Below are 13688 nucleotides of genomic sequence, written 5' to 3' on the forward strand. Positions count from 1 at the left end.
TGGCGGATTACGGCGTTCCGCCTAATCCGCCCTACGTGTTTTAGATGGTTTTTAAGCCACCTTAACCTGCCACGCGCCGTCGCGGTAGACCTGCTCGTCGTCCAGATACACCGCCTCGGTCACCGCGAACACGTCGACGTGATAGCGCGCCTCCTTGCGCTTGAACTGCGGCTTGGCGTACACGCCATGCTTGGCGCCCAGCGACAAATGAATGCCGCACATGCGCTCGAAGGTGCCGATGTCGTCGACCATGCAATCGCGCGAAAACGCCCGGTTCATGCCGAACCCCAGCTCGCGCAGCCACACCTCGCTCTCGTGCGCGCGGATGATGGCGAGCATGTTGTCGAATTCCGGCGTGGCGTTTTCGGCGCCCACCACGCGGCCCTTTTCAACGATCAACGTCACCGGCGTGGCCGGCTTGTTGACCAGGAAGGCGGTGTCGCCGAAGACGAAGATGCGTACCCGCCCGTTGACCGCCTCCAGGTCGCGCGCCTCGGTGAACACCTCGCCCAGCGGGAACTGGCCGCCGACGTTGTTCATGCTGCTGTAGTCGCCGATATTCAGTTTGGCCGATTCGAACGGCGAGCCGAAGACCAGCCGCTCGCCGTCGCCGCTGTCGACCACGCCGTGTTGCGCGGCGTCGATGCGGGCCTTGAGCGCGTGGCCGACGCCGCGATAGTAGGCCGGGTCGTAAGCCAGCGAATCGATGTAGTGCAGCCCCTGCTCACCCGGCATGCGCGACAGGTGCACATGCTCGATCACCTTCAGTCCCCGCTTGAACAGCTCGATGCGGATGCGGAAGGCCTCGAGCCGGAAGCTGGTCGACTGGATCAGTACCACCAGGTCGCCCGCCGCCATGCCGGCGAAGGCGGCCAGCACGTCGTCCGGCGAGACGGTGTCGAAGTCGACGAAGCGCGCGTCCGGCACCACGCGCCGGTAGGCCTCGGTCAGCGCCCGGTTGAGGTCGGTGCGGGTGTCGTAGACGATCAGCGCGCCGCGCGGCGCGGCGTGTTCGATGGCCAGCGCCAGGGTGTCGCGCACATTGCGCTCGGCCGTGTCGACCGCGTGGTCGGGAATGTCGCCGAAGCGGGGAGTAGTCATTAAGGAAACAGGGTCTGCCGTGGGGAATGCCGCATTAAAGGTGGGATTATAACGCTTTCATATGGGCATTCGCGTCGCCGCCACGCCGCAGCGCATTCTCCTTGTAATGACCAAGGGAGCGATATAGAATCAGGAATATAGCCTAGCAGCAACTCCTTGGCATAACAACAGGATGCATATGACGGTAATAATGGGACAGGATTTGCCGCTGGAGCGCCCGGACGCGAACGGACGCGCCGCGTTGTTCGTGCCGACGGCCAGCATCAAGGAAGACGTGCTGGAGACGGTGCGCAAGGGTTCGGCCATTGTCGGTTTCGGCAATCATGACCGGACGTTAACCATCTATTACGAGAGCAACCGCTTCAACGAGCCCAATCTGGTCAAGTGGGAGCAGAAGGCGCGCAAGGCCTTCGAGCGTCTGGCCGACAACCTGCCGACGGTCTCTAAAATGGTCAGCAAGCCGGAAAACTTCGAGCAGGTCGGCTACATCAGCAGCAAGGGGATCCTGATCCGGCGCATGGAAAAGTTGTTGAACTGGCTCGAAACATCGGAAGCCGGCGACACCGCGCCGACGTCTGAAAACATCGTCTTCACCCCGCCGCCCCCTCCCAAGAAAATCGACTGATCCCGCAGTCTCCCTGTCATGATGTCCCGTGCGCTGCATCGGCGCCGGATGTTGTATGTTAATGACAATATGTAATTCTTGAGGGAGACTATCATGGCTGTTAATACAAGCACGACCATTCGCGGCGCCGGCGCCTTGCTGCTGGCGGTTGCGGCATTACTTAGCGGTTGCCAAAAGGACGATCCGAGCGAGGCCGGTCCGGCCGAGCGCGCCGGCCGCAAGGTCGACCAGGCCACCGCCAAGGCTGGCAGCGAGCTGAGCCAGGTGCGCGAGAACGCCGGCCAGCAGATGAGCGAAGCGGCCAGGGACACCGGCCAGAAGATCGACCGGGCCGCCGAGACCGCCGGGGAAAAACTGGACCGCGCCGGCGAGACGGCGGGGCAGAAGATCGACAGTGCCGCCACGACCGCCGGGCAAAAGTTCAACGAGGCCACCGATGCGGCCGGCCGCAAGCTGGAACAGGCGGGCGAGAAGATGCAGGAAAAGGCGCGCGAGCGCGAAGCGGGCAGTACGCCGGCGAAGTAATGGCCGGCAAATAACCAACGGCGAGATGGTCAGGCGGCGGCCGGCGTCAACGCCTGCGTCGCCGTCTCGCCCAACACCACGCTCAAATCGACGAATCCGTCGCGCCATGCGCGTTCCAGGTCTTGTTCGATCGCCTCCATCGACGTCCGTTCGAGGTTGGCGAAGCCGCGCACCCCGTACGCGCGGTTGCGTCCGTGCGACTTGGCCAGGTACAGCGCCATGTCGACCAGGTTGACGGCGCGCTCCCACGGCAGCGGCGTGCCGCCCGGCGTCAGCGGGAACGGCGAGAAGCCCACCGACACCTTTACCGAAATATCGTGCCCCTGATAGCGGATCGTCTGCGACGAGATGCCCGTTAAAATCCGCCGCGCGATGTCGTCCAGGCCGTGGCGCGGACTGGCCGGCAGGAAGGCCAGGAATTCCTCGCCGCCCCAGCGCACGATCATGTCGGTCTCGCGCAACGCGATGCGCAAATTCTCGGCGATCATCTTGAGCACGGCGTCGCCGGCGGCGTGGCCGTAGGTGTCGTTGATGTTCTTGAAGTGGTCGACGTCGAGCAGGAACAGCGCGCCGACGATATCGTTGCGGTGTTCGGCGCGCTTTTCGATTTCGGGTGGCAGCTTTTCGTGCGGTTTGAGTCCGCGCATGTATTCCTGGAAGTGGCGCCGGTTGTACAGCGACGTCAACGGATCGAGCGTCGATTGCGCCTTGAGCTCGAGGTTTTTCTCCTCCAGCTGCGCGTTGGCGTTGCGCACCTTGCGGTACAACATGCCGATCATCACCGAGGCCAGCCCGAACACCAGCGCCAGCAGCCACCAGATGCGCTGTTGCAGGCGGCGGTTGTCGATCTCCACGCCCTTGAGCTGGTTCTCGCGGCTGAGCAGTTCGATCTGGCGCTGCTTCTTCTCGGTCTCGTATTTTTCCTGCAGCTCCAGCACCGCCTTCTGGCGCTGCTTCTCGAACAGTTCGTTCGACAGCTCGCGCTCGCGGTGGTAGGCCGACAACGCGCCGGCCAGGTCGCCCGAGCGCTCCAGCACCTCGCCATACTCGCGCAGCACCTGTTGCAGATAGGGCTTGTTGTTTTCCCGCTCATAGCGCGCCATGCCCGCCTCGTACTGTTCCTTGCCTTCGGCGATGCGGCCCATGGCCAGATAGGCTTGGGCCAGGTTGATGCGCGCCACGGCGGTGCTTGATTCGTCGTTGCTGCGCTGCGTCACGCTCAAGGCTTCCAGCGCGTATTGCGCTGCGCGCGGGTAGTCCCGCTCCTTGAGATAGCTGTCCGACAGGTTGACCAGCGTGGAGCCGACCATCCGTTCGGCGCCCAGCTTGCGCACCAGCTGCAGTGTGCGCAGCAGCGCCGCCAGGGCGCGCTTGGGTTGTCCGGAGTCGATCGCCAGGCCATATTCGGTGGTCTTGGCCATCGCCATGCGGCCCGGCGAGTTGAGCTTTTCGGTCTCGGCCAGCAGCTCCACAAGGCTGGCGGAGGCCTTGTCGAATTCCTTCATCTGCGTGTAGAGCGTGGTCAGCGCGTTGAGCGCGGCCGCCGGCATCGCCGGATCGTCCTTGACGGTGCGCGACAGGTCGACCGCCTGCTGCAACTTGATCAGCGCCTGCGGGAAGTTGCCCTGCTCGGCGTAGCTCTGGCCGGCGGTGATGGTCGCCTGCGTGCGCAGCGCGGCGTTGTCGGTGGTCGCGGCCAGTTTTTCGGCATCGAAGGCGAGGGCGTGGGCGGCGTCGATGTCGGCCTTGGCGGACAGTACGTAGACCTTGTTCAGCATGCCCTTGGCGATGATGCCGTTGTCTTTGAGGCTCTTGCCGTAGGCGATGACCTCCTCGGCGCCGGCCATCGCCTCGGCGTTGTCGCCCATGCGCATGCGCGAGGCGCTAATCTGGACCAGCAGTTCGGCGCGGGTGTACGGGGATTTGTCGGCCGCCTCGGGCTGCAAGGTCAGCAGCTCGGCCAGCGCCTTGTCTGGCACGAAGCGGCTTTGCTCGCGGATGTCGAAAAGGCGGCTGTTGAGCGCGGCCTCGTCCATCTGGGCGAAGGCCGCCAAGGGGCAGAGCGTGAGAGCCGCCGCCAGTGCGCTGCTACGCGCCTGGATCAACCACCAGCTGTTTCTCTTCACCGCCAACGCCAAGCCCCCTGAAAGCGCTCCGCCACTGCGGAGTCGTCCGGGTAATTATATTCGTGTTGCAACTTCGAAAGACGTGGTACGCGTATTTTTCATCGAAAAGCGCACATGTTGACAAAACAAGCTGGCCGGGTTGGCAACTTCGTATCAACTTAGTGGCAACCCCGTGGCAACCCCGTGGTAATTACGCGGCCAATTGCTGCAACAGGTACAGCCGCTGATACAGCCCGCCGTCGATCTGCATCAGCTGCTCGTGCGGCCCGGTCTCGGCGATGCGGCCGTGATTGAGCACGATGATGCGGTCGGCGTCGCGGATCGTCGACAGCCGGTGCGCGATGGCGATCACCGTCACCTTGCCGCGCAATTCGTCCATCGCCACCTGCACGATCTGCTCCGTTTGCGAGTCGATGTGCGAGGTGGCCTCGTCGAGCAGCAGGATGCGCGGCTGTCCCGCCAGCGCGCGGGCGATGGCGATCAGCTGCTTCTGGCCGACCGACAGGCGCGAGCCGCCTTCGCCCAGCGAGGTGTCGTAGCCCTGGTCGAGCGCCGTGATGAAGTCGTGCGCGTGCGCCGCGCGCGCCGCCGTTTCGATCTGCGCCTGCGTCAGGCCGCGGCCCATGTCGATGTTCTCGCGGGCGGAGGCGGCCAGCAGGAACGGATCCTGCGGCACCAGCCCGACCTCGGCGCGGAAGCGCTCGTTGTCGATTTCGTCGAGCGGCACGCCGTGAATGGCGATGCTGCCGTGGCGCGCCGGGTAAAAGCGCAGCAGCAGCGACAGCAGCGTCGACTTGCCGCTGCCGGTGTGGCCGACGATGCCGAAGAACGCCCCCTGCGGAATCTCCAGCGACAGGTCGTGCAGCACCGTCTGGCCTTCGTTGTAGGCGAAGTTCAGATGGCTGATCGCCACCGCAGGCCGGGCGCCGTCGTTGTTGCCGACCTTGCGGCTGTCGGCGCCGGCGTTGTTGCCGTTGCTCGGCGACGCGGCGGCGTGCTCGTTGGCCGCCGCCTCGTCCAGCAGGGTCGCCACGCGGGCGCTGGCCACCACCGCCTGCTGCAGTTGGCTGAACTGCATGGTGATCTGGATTAGCGGCTCGATCACGCGCGCCAGGTAGCTGATGAAGGCATACAGCACGCCGACCTCGGAGGCCGTCATCTCCCGGTTGCCGAACATGAAAATCACGGCCGCCAGCAGGATGATGTTGAACAGGTCCAGCGCGGGGCGCAGCAGCCAGGCGTTGGCGCGCAGCTCGGCCAGGCGCGCCGTGTAGTGGTCGTGGTTGGTGGCGGCGAAGCGGGCGCCGAAGCGGGCCTCGGCGTTGTTCGCCTGCAGCACGCTCATGCCGCCGATCGACTCGGCCATCTGGCCGTTGATGTCGCTGCGCAGCGCGCGGGCGCGGGTGACGGCCGGCGCGCTCCAGCGCTGGTACAGCCAGACGATCACCAGCACCGCCGGCAGCAGCGCCAGCACCATCGACATCAGGCGCCAGTCCAGCCACGCCATCGCGGCGATGGTGCCGACCAGGACGATGGTGCTGTCGAGCATGACGAACAGCACCTGGATGTACAAGTTCTTGACCGCCTCGGTGTCGTTGGTCACGCGCGAGACCAGCTGGCCGGTGATGGCGCGGTCGAAGAACGACATCGGCAGCAGCAGCACGTGGCCGTAGACCATTTGACGCAGCCGCATCACCGAGCGCATCGCCAGGCCGGAAAGGCGCACCAGTTGCAGGTAGCGCAGGCCGCTGGCGATCCAGCCGGTCAGCAGCAGGCCGGCCAGCAGCGCCGCCATGCGCGGCCAATCCAGGTGTCGCGGCAGCAGGTGTTCGTCGATCAGCGCCTTGCCCATGATCGGGCCGAGCACCTCCAGCAGCGCGGCCAGCATCAGCCACATCACGGCCCAGCCCAGGTGGTGCTGGTCGGGGCGGGCGGCACGGTGCAGCAGCGCGAACGCCTGGCGCGTCTGGCTGCCGGTTTTTTCTTCGGTATTAGAGGGCATCGAGACTGGCTTCCAATTGTTGATAGCGCCACTGGCTGGCATACCAGCCATCCTGCTCCAGCAGTTGTTCGTGGCTGCCGGTTTCGCTGATGCGGCCGTCGCGCAGCACGACGATCAGGTCGGCGTTGACGACGGCGCTCAGGCGGTGGCTGGCGATGACGGCGCTGCGGCCCGGGCGCGCCTGGCGCAGCTCCTCCAGGTGCTCGAGGATGCGCGTTTCGGTGCCGGTATCGACCGCCGACAGCGCGTCGTCGAGCAGCAGCAGGTCGTTATCGGCCAGCAGCGCGCGGGCGATGGCCACGCGCTGGCGCTGGCCGCCGGACAAGGTGATGCCTTTTTCGCCGACCTCGGTTTCATACCCGTTCGGGAACTTGAGGATGTCGTCGTGGATGGCGGCCAGGTTGGCGGCGTGTTCGACCTGGGCGCGGGTGGCGCCGGGGCGGGCCAGCGCGATGTTGTCGGCGATCGACGACGAGAACAGGAACGACTCCTGCGGCACCCAGCTGATGGCCGCGCGCAGCGCGTGCAGCCGGTACTGGTCGAGCGGATGGCCGCTCCAGCGCACGCTGCCCGATTGCGGCGTGAGCTGGCGCATCAGCACGCGCAGCAGGGTCGATTTGCCGCTGCCGGTGGGGCCGACCAGGCCCAGGGTCTGGCCAGGCTTGAGTTCGAGCGTGATGCCGCCTAGGGCGGGCGCCGATTGCTCCGGGTAGGCGTAGCCGACGTCCGTCAGCGCCAGCGGGCCGGGTTCGACCTTGGTCAGGCTGCCGTGGTCGTCGATGGCCAGCGGCGCGTCGAGCATCGGTTGCAGGCGCGCCCAGGCGGCGCGTCCGCGCTCGATCAGCGACAGCACCCAGCCGGCGGCGAACATCGGCCAGATCAGCTGGCCCAGGTACATGGTGAACGCGGTCAGCGAGCCGATGGTCAGCTGGTTTTGCCACACCAGATAGCCGCCCACGCCGATGGTCAGCGCGCTGGCGGCGGTCAGGGTCAGGCCGACGGCCGGTTCGTAGGCCGCTTCCCACACCTGCGCGCGCAGGCTGGCGTCGGACGCATGCCGCGCCAGCTCGCCGAACTGCTGGGCGCTGCGCTGTTCCAGGCCGAGCGCGCGCAGGGTGCGCACGCCGGACAGGGTTTCCTGCACATGGTCGTTCAAGTCGCTGAAGCGCTTGAGCGAATCGGTGGAGGCGGTGTGGATGTGGCCGGAGATATACCAGAACGCCCAGCCCATCAGCGGAAACGGCAGCAGCGCCACGCAGGCCAGGCGCCAGTCGACGCCGAGCAGCATCACGCCCAGCACCAGCACCAGGGTCAGCGCGCCGTCGAAGCCGGCCAGCATGGCCTCGCCGGCGGCCATCTCGATGGCGTCGATATCGTTGGTGGCCAGCGCCATCAGGTCGCCGGTGCGCTGGCGCTGGTAGAAGCCGGCGCCCTGCAGCGACATGCGCGCGTACAGGCGGGTGCGCAGCGACACGCCCAGCTTGTAGGCGGCGCCGTACAGGATCTGGCGCCAGGCCACGCGCAGGAAATAGATGGCCAGGCCGATCAGCAGCAGGCCGCCGATTTCCATCAGCAGGGCGTTGCCGGACAGGGTGTGGGCGGCCAGGCCGTCGATCATCGAGCCGACCTTGCGCGGCACCCAGACGGTGAGCGTGGCCACGCCGGCCAGCATCAGGCCGGAGACGGCATAGGCGCGGCTGTGCTGGCGTACAAAGCCGCCAATCAGCGCTGAGAGTGTAGACATGTTGCCTCGGAATAGCGTGGGGCCGGCGGAACGTTGCCGGCGCGTAGTCCGTTAGGATACAGCAAGGCAAAGAAAAGCGGGCCGGAGCCCGCTGGTTTGATGCGTGGGTTGCCGCGTGTGCGTGTGCGTGCGCCTGGTGCGCGGAGCGGCCTCTTATTTCTTGCCCTTGCCGCCGCTGATGATGTCGAGCGGCTTGCCCGGCGCCGGTTTGCCTTTCGGCGCCACTTCCTTCAACTTGGACGGCTTGGTCTCCGGCGCCAGTGCGATCGGCTTTTGTGCCGGCGCGGGGAAGGCGGATTTCACCGGGTCGGGCTTGACCTCGGCCTTGACTTCGACCGGCGCTGGCGGCTCGATCGGGGCGGCGGCCGGCTTCGGCTTGACCGGGTTCTTGGACGCTTTCTGTGGCGGCGAAGCGAGCGGTTCGTTGGCCGAGGCGGTCGAGGCTTCCGCGATCACTGGCGCGCTGTCCGGCGTTGCCACGGCCACGGCGGCCGAGACGGCGGCGGCCAGGGTCGCCGGCGGCGCGGCAGGCTCGGGAGCCGGCGCGGTTTCGACCAGCGGCGCGACGACCGGGGCGACCGATGCGAGTGGCGCCGGCGTGGCGGCTGGCGCCGGGGCGGCGGCCAGGACCGGCTTGGCCACTGCCGCCAGCGGCGACGTGCTGGCCAGCTGCTGCGCCTGTTCCTGCGCCTGTTTCATGCCGCTCTGCGCGCTTTGCAGCAGCTCGGTCTGGGCGGCGGTGGCGATGCTGACCAACTGGCGGCCATAGGCCAGCAGATTGTCGAGGCCGGTCGGCTGCCCCGCGTTCAGGCCGAACAGTTCCTGCGGACCCTTGGCTTCCAGCAGCTTTTTGGCGGCGGCCGACGATTTCTCGACCGAGGCCTTGGTGGTGCTGAGATTGAGCGCGATGACTTTTTCGGCGCTGTCGACGGCGGTGCTGGCGAAGGTGTTAAAAATCTTAAACTGTGCTTCCAACTGCGACTTGGTGACGGCGGAAAACTGTTCGGTAAGCGAAGACATGGTTTCTCCTGGACGACGGTGGAACGTCTGTTGCGATGCAATATGAGAACATTCTAGCGACGAACAACAGCCTTGGAAAGTTATTTTTTGTACCACTGCGGAAAGAGTGCCGCTAGGAAAAATGCGGAGTGAACACTAGTTCACGGAAGTTTGATCCAGCGCAAAACGTCCCGGAAACACACGCCGATTGCTGCGGCGCAACAAGTGGTGGTTTTATCTGAAAATGACTACAATCGCCTTACTGAAAAACAACGCCGGGAGCGTCTCCATGGATGTGGTCATTCGCAATGCCAATCTGGCCGATGGCCGGCAAGGTGTCGATATCGCCGTCGAACACGGGCGTATCGCCGCCATCGGCCCCGCCCTGCCGATCACCGCCGCGCGCGAGATTGACGCCGGCGGCGATCTGGTCAGCGCGCCCTTCGTCGACGCCCACTTCCACATGGACGCCACGCTCAGCTACGGCCTGCCGAGGGTCAACGCCTCGGGCACCTTGCTTGAAGGCATAGCGCTGTGGGGCGAGTTGAAGCCGGACCTGACGCAGCAGGCGCTGATCGAGCGCGCGTTGCAGTATTGCGACTGGGCCGTGGCGCGCGGGCTGCTGGCGATCCGCTCGCACGTCGATGTGTGCGACGACCGCCTGCTGGCGGTCGAGGCGCTGCTGGAGGTCAAGCGGCTGGTGGCGCCGTATCTGGACTTGCAACTGGTGGCGTTTCCGCAGGACGGCGTGCTGCGCAGTCCGACGGCGCTGGCCAATCTCAAACGCGCCATCGCCATGGGCGTCGATGTGGTGGGCGGCATTCCGCATTTTGAGCGCACCATGGCCGACGGCGCCGAATCGGTGCGCATCCTGTGCGAGTTCGCCGCCGACAAAGGCTTGCGGGTTGATATGCACTGCGACGAATCGGACGATCCGCATTCGCGCCACATCGAAACCCTGGCCTATGAAAGCAACCGGCTCGGCCTGCACGGCCGGGTGACCGGCTCGCACCTGACGTCGATGCACTCGATGGACAATTATTACGTCAGCAAATTGCTGCCGCTGATACGCGAGGGCGGCGTGGCGGCCATCGCCAATCCGCTGATCAACATCACCTTGCAGGGGCGCCACGACAGCTATCCGAAGCGGCGCGGCATGACGCGCGTGCCGGAGATGCTGGCGGCCGGCATCGACGTCGCCTTCGGCCACGATTGCGTGATGGATCCGTGGTACAGCCTGGGCTCGGGCGACATGCTGGAGGTCGCGCAGATGGGCCTGCACGTGGCGCAGATGACCGGGCAGGACGCGATGCGCGCCTGCTTCGAGGCGGTGACGACGACGCCGGCGCGCATCCTCGGGCTGGAGCATTATGGCATCGCGGTCGGCAACCACGCCGACCTGGTGCTGCTGGACGCGGCCGATCCGGTGGAGGCGATCCGGCTGCGCGCGGCGCGCCGCCTGGTGATGCGGCGCGGCGAGGTGATCGCCGAATCGCCGCGCGCGCATGCGCGGCTCAATTTGCCGGGGCGGGCCGACAGCGTCAATTTCCGCCTGAACCGTTAGCGGCTGGACTTGGCTGGACTTGCCGGCGGAAATCCATGACAATCGAGCATGATTTTTCTGGTGACACGTAGGGCGGATTAGCGAAGCGTAATCCGCCATGCATGCGTTTTCGACAGCGCATGCATTGGCGGATTACGGCGTTCCGCCTGATCCGCCCGACGTGTCTCCGTTGGACTTACATTATCCGTACTGGAGCCCACTTGAAAGAAATCGCCATCCGCGCCGCCACGGAAGCCGACTTCGGCGCCATGTGGGAGATTTTCCAGCAGCTGATCGCCAGCGGCGACACCTATTATTTCGCCGCCGACACCAGCCGCGAGGACTGCCACGCCTACTGGTTCGGCCCCGGCGTGCAAGCGTATGTCGCGCTGCTCAACGGCGAACGCCTGGTCGGCATGTACCGCCTGATCCCCAACCAGCGCGACCGTGGCGCCCACGTCGCCAACGCCTCGTTCATGGTCAGCCCGGCGGCCCAGGGCGTTGGCGTCGGCAAGCTGCTCGGCGCCGACTGCCTAGACCGCGCCCGCGCCCAGGGCTACCTGGCGATGCAGTTCAACTACGTGGTCAGCTCCAACGTCGCCGCCGTGCTGCTGTGGAAAAAACTTGGTTTCTCCATCGTCGGCACCCTGCCGCGCGCCTATTACCACCAGTACCTGGGCTACGTCGACGTCTACGTCATGTACCAGTTGCTGGACGACCCCTCCCATTGGCCCGACGCCTGACTTCATGAACATACTGGACACCGAACGCCTGCGCCTGCGCACCATCGAGGTCGATGACGCCGCTTTTTATTTCGAACTGGTCAACGATCCGACCTGGCTGGAATTCATCGGCGACAAGGGCATCCGCAGCCTCGACGACGCCCGCACCGCCATCATCGACGGCCCGCGCGCGATGCAGCAGCGCTGCGGCCATTCGCTGTACGTGATGGAGCGCAAGGGCGACGGCCGGGCGCTCGGCCTGTGCGGCCTGATCCAGCGCGATACGCTGCCCGGGCCCGATATCGGCTACGCCATCCGCCCCGCGTTTTTCGGCCAGGGCTACACCCATGAGGCGGCGGTCGCCGTGCTGGCCTACGCGCGCGGCGTGCTGGGCATGAGGCGTGTGCTGGGCCTGACGGACCCGGGCAACGCCAATTCAATCCGCCTGCTGCACAAGCTGGGCCTGAGCTTCGTCGAGAACCGGCCGTTGCCGCCGAATGATCGTCCTACCAATATTTACTGCATCGAGTTTTCTCCCCAGCCGACCTGATCTGTTGCAACGGCGCGAATCCTTCCTGTTTCCAGCATGCCGGTCTTGGCATCCATGCGCGGCAAGCGCATGATGAAAGTCAACTCTTGCCACAGGAAAAACTATGAAACTCGGCGATCTGAAGATAGGGGTTCGACTGGGGTTGCTGGGCGCGTTCTTTTTTGTCGCGCTGGCGATTGTCGCCACCGGCGGCTGGCGGGCGCTCGATAGCGGCAGCGCGCGCAGCGCGCAGGCCTTGCAGCGCTCGCTGGCGATCAGCCAGGCCATCGACACCGCGCGCGGCGCGCAAGTCGAGTTCAAGATCCAGGTGCAGGAGTGGAAGAACATCCTGATACGCGGCAACGATCCGGCGCAGCTGGACCGCTACACCAAGGCCTTCGTCAAAGCCGGCGAGGCCACCCGCGCCAACCTGCAAAAACTAAATGCGCAACTCGACGTGCTCAAGCTGGGCACGCCGCTGGTCGACGACGCCATCAAGACGCAAAGCGAGCTCGGCGCGCGCTATCTCGAGGCGCTCAAGCAATACGACTCCGCCAATCGCGAAAGCGCCAAGGTGGTCGACAACCTGGTCAAGGGCATGGACCGCGAGCCGACCAAGAAGATCGACGATATCGTCGCCTACATCGGCAAGGAGTCGAACCGCCTGATGCAGCAGATGGACGAGGAAAGCCGGGCCGCGCACGCCGAGGCGATGCTGGTCATGGGCATCACCCTGGCGGTGACCCTGGTGGTCGGCTGCGTGACGGTGTTCTGGCTGATCAAGAGCATCACCGTGCCGCTGCACGCCGCCGTGGGCGTGGCGCAAACGGTGGCCGGCGGCGACTTGCGCAGCGAGGTGCGGGTCGATAGCAAGGATGAGATCGGCGAGTTGCTAGGCGCGCTCAGGACCATGCAGACCAATCTGAGCGGCATCGTCGGCAAGGTGCGCGCCGGCACCGAAACCATCCACGGCGCGACGGTGGAGATCGCCGCCGGCAACCTGGACCTGTCGGGCCGCACCGAGCAGCAGGCCAGCTCGCTCGAGGAGACGGCGGCGGCGATGGTGGAACTGACCACCACCGTCCAGCAGAACAACGCCAACGCCAACGAGGCCAGCAAGCTGGCCGACGTCGCCTCGCGGGTGGCCGAGCGCGGCGGCGACGCGGTCGAGCAGATGGTGCAGACGATGGGGTCGATCAACGAATCCTCGCGCAAGATCGTCGACATCATCGGCGTGATCGACGGCATCGCTTTCCAGACCAACATCCTGGCGCTCAACGCGGCGGTGGAGGCGGCGCGCGCCGGCGAGCAGGGGCGCGGCTTCGCGGTGGTGGCGTCCGAGGTGCGCAACCTGGCCCAGCGCTCGGCGTCGGCCGCCAAGGAGATCAAGGCATTGATCGGCGACTCGGTCAGCCGCGTCGAGGCCGGCAGCCGGCTGGCCGGGCAAGCCGGCGAGACGATGGGCGAGGTGGTCAGCAGCGTGCAGCGGGTGACGGCCATCATCGGCGAGATTTCGGTCGCCAGCGGCGAGCAGCGCGACGGCATCGAGCAGATCAGCATCGCCATCAGCCAGATGGACAGCGTCACGCAGCAGAACGCCGCGTTGGTGGAGGAGGCCGCCGCTGCGGCAGAGGCGCTGACGCAGCAGGCGGAAAGCCTGACGGACGCGGTCAGCATCTTCAAGCTGGAGGAGCAGGCCCAAGGGCCGGCCGCGCGCTTGCCGGCGCCTGAACGGCGCAAGTTATTGCCGGCTTGAGGAACATCTGAACTTG

The 13688-nt window shown here is 65.8% G+C and carries 11 protein-coding genes; 6 read left to right on the top strand and 5 right to left on the bottom strand.

Translation table 11 applies throughout. The features are described 5' to 3' along the window. Window positions 1-51: 51 nt before the first annotated feature. On the bottom strand, window positions 52-1101 hold the full coding sequence (locus NHH73_07110; protein ID USX28043.1) for a hypothetical protein: 1050 nt from the start codon (window positions 1099-1101) through the stop codon (window positions 52-54). A 178-nt stretch (window positions 1102-1279) separates the two neighbouring features. On the opposite strand from NHH73_07110, the gene NHH73_07115 reads away from it, so the two are divergent. Continuing rightward, complete coding sequence (locus NHH73_07115; protein ID USX28044.1) at window positions 1280-1726, top strand: hypothetical protein; 447 nt, start codon at window positions 1280-1282, stop codon at window positions 1724-1726. A gap of 93 nt (window positions 1727-1819) precedes the next feature. Beyond that, entirely contained in the window at window positions 1820-2251 is a 432-nt protein-coding gene (locus tag NHH73_07120) for an apolipophorin (GenBank protein USX28045.1), read from the top strand. A 29-nt stretch (window positions 2252-2280) separates the two neighbouring features. Here NHH73_07120 and NHH73_07125 read toward each other — a convergent pair whose 3' ends face one another. The 4 genes from NHH73_07125 to NHH73_07140 all read right to left on the bottom strand — a co-directional run bounded on the left by NHH73_07125 (window position 2281) and on the right by NHH73_07140 (window position 9143). Next, window positions 2281-4287, bottom strand: a complete 2007-nt coding sequence (locus NHH73_07125) for a diguanylate cyclase (protein USX29577.1) — start codon at window positions 4285-4287, stop codon at window positions 2281-2283. 280 nt (window positions 4288-4567) lie between these two features. Then, window positions 4568-6379, bottom strand: a complete 1812-nt coding sequence (locus NHH73_07130; GenBank protein USX28046.1) for an ATP-binding cassette domain-containing protein — start codon at window positions 6377-6379, stop codon at window positions 4568-4570. Further along, the gene (locus NHH73_07135; GenBank protein ID USX28047.1) at window positions 6369-8123 is read right to left on the bottom strand and encodes an ABC transporter transmembrane domain-containing protein; all 1755 of its coding nucleotides are present in this window, start codon (window positions 8121-8123) and stop codon (window positions 6369-6371) included. The genes NHH73_07130 and NHH73_07135 overlap by 11 nt, the downstream gene beginning before the upstream one ends. 153 nt (window positions 8124-8276) lie before the next feature. Beyond that, on the bottom strand, window positions 8277-9143 hold the full coding sequence (locus NHH73_07140; protein USX28048.1) for a phasin family protein: 867 nt from the start codon (window positions 9141-9143) through the stop codon (window positions 8277-8279). 268 nt (window positions 9144-9411) lie between these two features. On the opposite strand from NHH73_07140, the gene NHH73_07145 reads away from it, so the two are divergent. The 4 genes from NHH73_07145 (at window position 9412) to NHH73_07160 (ending at window position 13672) form a co-directional block, all read left to right on the top strand. Further along, the gene (locus NHH73_07145; protein USX28049.1) at window positions 9412-10686 is read left to right on the top strand and encodes an amidohydrolase family protein; all 1275 of its coding nucleotides are present in this window, start codon (window positions 9412-9414) and stop codon (window positions 10684-10686) included. Between the two features lie 200 nt (window positions 10687-10886). Further along, entirely contained in the window at window positions 10887-11408 is a 522-nt protein-coding gene (locus NHH73_07150; GenBank protein USX28050.1) for a GNAT family N-acetyltransferase, read from the top strand. 4 nt (window positions 11409-11412) lie between these two features. After that, complete coding sequence (locus NHH73_07155) at window positions 11413-11937, top strand: GNAT family N-acetyltransferase (protein USX28051.1); 525 nt, start codon at window positions 11413-11415, stop codon at window positions 11935-11937. A 103-nt stretch (window positions 11938-12040) separates the two neighbouring features. Continuing rightward, a complete protein-coding gene (locus NHH73_07160; GenBank protein USX28052.1) occupies window positions 12041-13672 on the top strand; it encodes a methyl-accepting chemotaxis protein in 1632 nt (543 codons plus the stop codon). Window positions 13673-13688: the final 16 nt, after the last annotated feature.

It is taken from the genome of Oxalobacteraceae bacterium OTU3CINTB1 (assembly GCA_024123955.1).
Taxonomy (GTDB): Bacteria; Pseudomonadota; Gammaproteobacteria; order Burkholderiales; family Burkholderiaceae_D; genus Rugamonas.

Excerpts from the sequence above, each read along its gene's own strand:
- NHH73_07110 (USX28043.1), bottom strand. The coding sequence starts at position 1,101 with ATGACTACTCCCCGCTTCGGCGACATTCCCGACCACGCGGTCGACACG.
- NHH73_07115 (USX28044.1), top strand. The coding sequence starts at position 1,280 with ATGACGGTAATAATGGGACAGGATTTGCCGCTGGAGCGCCCGGACGCG.
- NHH73_07120 (USX28045.1), top strand. The coding sequence starts at position 1,820 with ATGGCTGTTAATACAAGCACGACCATTCGCGGCGCCGGCGCCTTGCTG.
- NHH73_07125 (USX29577.1), bottom strand. The coding sequence starts at position 4,287 with ATGGACGAGGCCGCGCTCAACAGCCGCCTTTTCGACATCCGCGAGCAA.
- NHH73_07130 (USX28046.1), bottom strand. The coding sequence starts at position 6,379 with ATGCCCTCTAATACCGAAGAAAAAACCGGCAGCCAGACGCGCCAGGCG.
- NHH73_07135 (USX28047.1), bottom strand. The coding sequence starts at position 8,123 with ATGTCTACACTCTCAGCGCTGATTGGCGGCTTTGTACGCCAGCACAGC.
- NHH73_07140 (USX28048.1), bottom strand. The coding sequence starts at position 9,143 with ATGTCTTCGCTTACCGAACAGTTTTCCGCCGTCACCAAGTCGCAGTTG.
- NHH73_07145 (USX28049.1), top strand. The coding sequence starts at position 9,412 with ATGGATGTGGTCATTCGCAATGCCAATCTGGCCGATGGCCGGCAAGGT.
- NHH73_07155 (USX28051.1), top strand. The coding sequence starts at position 11,413 with ATGAACATACTGGACACCGAACGCCTGCGCCTGCGCACCATCGAGGTC.
- NHH73_07160 (USX28052.1), top strand. The coding sequence starts at position 12,041 with ATGAAACTCGGCGATCTGAAGATAGGGGTTCGACTGGGGTTGCTGGGC.